The 3,584-nt window shown below is 67.3% G+C and carries 3 protein-coding genes; 1 reads left to right on the top strand and 2 read right to left on the bottom strand.

Annotated features, from left to right (window positions below; genetic code table 11):
* Positions 1 to 61: 61 nt before the first annotated feature.
* A complete protein-coding gene (locus DM995_RS16600; protein WP_116970523.1) occupies positions 62 to 2,056 on the bottom strand; it encodes a 2Fe-2S iron-sulfur cluster-binding protein in 1,995 nt (664 codons plus the stop codon).
* Positions 2,057 to 2,120: 64 nt separating this feature from the next.
* Positions 2,121 to 2,741: a glutathione S-transferase family protein gene (locus tag DM995_RS16595; RefSeq protein ID WP_116970136.1), complete on the bottom strand. Its 621-nt coding sequence runs from the start codon at positions 2,739 to 2,741 to the stop codon at positions 2,121 to 2,123.
* Positions 2,742 to 2,871: 130 nt separating this feature from the next.
* On the opposite strand from DM995_RS16595, the gene DM995_RS16590 reads away from it, so the two are divergent.
* Positions 2,872 to 3,584: LysR family transcriptional regulator (locus tag DM995_RS16590; protein WP_232824453.1), on the top strand; the 713-nt coding region annotated here is incomplete at its 3' end.

Genomic DNA, 3,584 nt, shown 5'->3' with positions numbered 1-3,584 from the left:
TCGATGAGCAGCATCGCTTCCGCCGACAGGCCAAGGTGCAGGCTGGCATGCGGTTGGGGGGTCACAGTTCGATCTCCAGGGTTTCGCTACCCTTGGCGGGCACGGCAGAGCAGATCAGGATTTCGCCCGGCCCCACCGGCGCGGTCGGAGCGACGGGATAGGCGATGCTGCCCTTGAGCAGGCGCACCGCGCACGAACCGCACGATCCGGACCGGCAACTATGCTCGGGCTTCAGGCCGCGCGATTCGGCCAGGTCGAGCAGCGATCCCCCGTCCGGCTGCCAGCGCGCCTCCTTGGCCGACGCGGTAAACATCACGCCCACGCTGTCTGCCGACGGCTGCGCTACAGGCACGGTCTGTGCGCCAGGGTCCGCTCGGCGGACCAGCGCCGACGGACCGAAGGCCTCGGCATGGATGCGTTTGTCGGCGACATCGAGATCGCGCAGTCCGTCGTACAGGTCCTGCATGAAGCCGCCGGGGCCGCACAGATAGAAGTCGTAATCGCCGAAGGGCAGGATCTGGCGGAAGGTATCGGCGGTGAGCCGGCCGACTCCCTGATGGTCGCGGCCCGTGCGCTCGTCGGGTCCCGGCTGGCTGACGATGCGGATGACCTTGACCGCGCCCTGCGCCGCCTCGACCAGAGCGTCGATCTCGGCATCGAAGGCGCGCTCTGCCCGGTTGCGCGCGCTGTGGACCAGCCATGTCTGGCGCGTGGTCCGCTTGCGCAGGCCCTCGAACACGACATGGCGCAGCATCGCCAGCATCGGCGTGATCCCGACACCGGCAGCGACCAGCACCGCGGGCCGGCGCTGTGCGGCATCGAGCAGGAATTGCGACACCTTGCCGTCGCTCTTGACGCTGATGCGATAGCCGCCATCGGACGGCGCGCAGGACAGGGTATAGGTGCGCAAGGTCGGATCGGCATCGCCCGGCAGCGTCACCCGGATCGGCAGATGCTGGCCCGCCTTGTGCGCGATCACTCCCTTGCCGTCCCGCGGCTGGAGATGGAAGGAGCGGATGGTCGCGCTTTCGTCGACAATGTCGGTGACCACGAACGGGCGCCAGCTTTTGGCCAGCGCCTCGGCCTCGATCCGCTGGCTGGCCGCATCCCAGTCGCCGGTCATCAGCGAATTAGGCGACCAGCCCTGTTCGCGCATCGCCCAGCGCAGCGCGAGCGCGCCGCGGCGCAGCACGATCCGGCTGGGGTGAAACGTCCAGAGACGCTCGGCACCCTGAAAGGCGGCGATCTCGGGCGAGTCGATGATCACTTCCGCGCGGCCCGTCATCTGCAGCACGTCACCAGTGGCAAAATCGGTGAAGATCAGCCCGGCGCGCGGGTTGACCAGGATGTTGCCCAGCGTGTTGAAGAACAGGTTGCCGGCAAAATCGGGAATGGTGAGCGTCCCTTCCGCATCGACGCGCACGAACCCGGCCTTGCCGCCGCGGTGCGAGACATCGACCTGGCGGCCCTGTTCGGTATCGACATAGGACGCGACGAAAAAGGTATCGGCGCCTGCCACCATGTCGCGGGCGCGATCCTGCAGGGTCTCCATCTCCTCGCGCGGCGCGGAGGATGGCTGCGCCGGGTTGCGCACGAAGCTGTAAGCGCGCAGCTGGATATATTGCGGGCAATTGCCGAAACTCTGGCGGACCTCGACCCGGTGACCGCTGGCATGGCTGCGGCGCAGCGTACCGTTCATGCGATTGCGGCGGCGGGTGTGGAGCTCGATCCCGAGCAGCCCCACCGCCTCGCCATCGTCCAGCCCGGCATCGGCCGGATCGAGCGGATCGCGCTCCAGCGCAAATTCGAGCGTATGCGGATCGGGCGATGACAGGAAGCCCGGGTTGCCGATGGCGAGCGTCGCCCAGGCGTCGCCCTGCGGATCGACCGCACCCATCACGATGAAGGGAAGCTGCTCGTAGAAGTCGCGGTGCTGGTCCGGCATGAAATCGCGCACCACCTTGCCGCCCACCGCCGCCATCCGGTCGGCGACACCCACGGTCTGCTGCATCGCGACTTCGCCCGCGTGCCAGGGCGCCTTGGTCTCGGTCGTCATCTCGACAAACTCCTTCGGCAAGAGCGGCGGGCTGGCGGCCGAGCTGCCAGCCCGCATGAGGCGATCAGGCGGCGATGCGCAGGCCTGCGACGGTGCGCTGGAACGGTACGAAGCCTTCAAGGCCCTCGACCCGGCGCAGCCAGGCAAGGATCTGCGGATAGGGCGCGAGGTCGACATTGCCCTCGGGAGCGTTGGCGATGTAGCTGTACAGCGCGATATCCGCGATCGTCGGCTGGGCACCGCCGATGATCCAGTTGCGGCCGACCAGTTCACCATCGATCTGCGACAGGATGGCATGGGCGCGCGCGATCACCTCGTCGGCATCGAACCTGGCACCGAACACGGTGATCAGCCGCGCGGCAGCGGGGCCGAAGGCAATCTGTCCGGCGGCAACCGAAAGCCAGCGCTGGACGGCGGCGGCGCCCTGCGGCGTTTCGGGCAGCCAGTCGGTCCGGCCATGCTTGCGCGCGGCATAGACCAGGATCGCATTGGAATCGGCGATCACCGTGTCACCATCGACAAGGACGGGAACCTGGCCGAAACGGTTGAGCTGGAGGAACGCGGGCGTCTTGTGCTCGCCGGCCGCCAGATCGACGACGATCTCCTCGACGTCTGCGCCGATCAGCGAAAGGAACAGGCTGGCCCGGTGGGCATGGCCGGAAAGCGGGTGGGTATAGAGTTTCATGGCATGATCCTTGGGTTGGAAGGGCCGGTCAAACCGGATGACCAGGAATTACGCTGTCGAGCCTGCCGGAAGAATAGCCGACGAAAGAAAGGTTCTGTTCCGCAAAATGGAATGATGTTAGACCCGGTCCATGGATCGGTTGCACGCCATGCAGGTCTTTGCCGCAGTCGCGCGCGGCGGCGGGTTCGCTGCGGCGGCGCGGCAGCTGGGCATGAGCCCGCCCGCGGTGACCCGCGCGGTGGCGGCGCTCGAGGAGCATATCGGCACGCGCCTGCTCAGCCGGACGACGCGCAATGTCGCGCTGACCGAGGCCGGACACCGCTATCTCGTCGATGTCGAGCGCATCCTGCAGGAGATGGAGGATGCTGAAGCCGCGGCCCAGGGCCAGCACACCTCGCCGCGCGGCCTGCTGACCATCACCGCGCCCGTGATGTTCGGGCGGCTCTACATCGCCCCCATATTGCTCGATTTCCTGAACCAGCATCCCGACGTCACCGGCCGGTTGCTGTTGCTCGACCGGGTGACCAATCTGCTCGAGGAGGGCATGGATCTGGCGCTGAGGATCGGGCACCTGGGCGATTCGAGCATGGCCGCTATCCGGGTCGGTTCGGTCCGCTCGGTCGTCTGTGCCTCGCCCGATTATCTCAGGCGTCATGGCGTCCCGCAACACCCGGCCGATCTCGCCGGGCATCGGCTGATCGTGGCGACCAGCTCGCTCGGCAGCCAGGAATGGCGTTTTGGCGATGACGACCGGCTGGCGGTGCGGATCCATCCCTCGCTCACCTGCAATTCGAATGCGGCGGTGGTGCGGGCGGTGGAGCAGGGCTGGGGAGTGAGCAGGCT

The sequence above is a fragment of the Blastomonas sp. UPD001 genome (assembly GCF_003426715.1).
Taxonomy (GTDB): domain Bacteria; phylum Pseudomonadota; class Alphaproteobacteria; order Sphingomonadales; family Sphingomonadaceae; genus Blastomonas.
The sequence above is the reverse complement of the archived record's forward strand: the minus strand, read 5'-3'. Positions and strand labels throughout refer to the sequence as shown.

Coding starts and splice junctions, on each gene's coding strand:
- DM995_RS16600 (WP_116970523.1), bottom strand. CDS start 2,056: ATGACGACCGAGACCAAGGCGCCCTGGCACGCGGGCGAAGTCGCGATG.
- DM995_RS16595 (WP_116970136.1), bottom strand. CDS start 2,741: ATGAAACTCTATACCCACCCGCTTTCCGGCCATGCCCACCGGGCCAGC.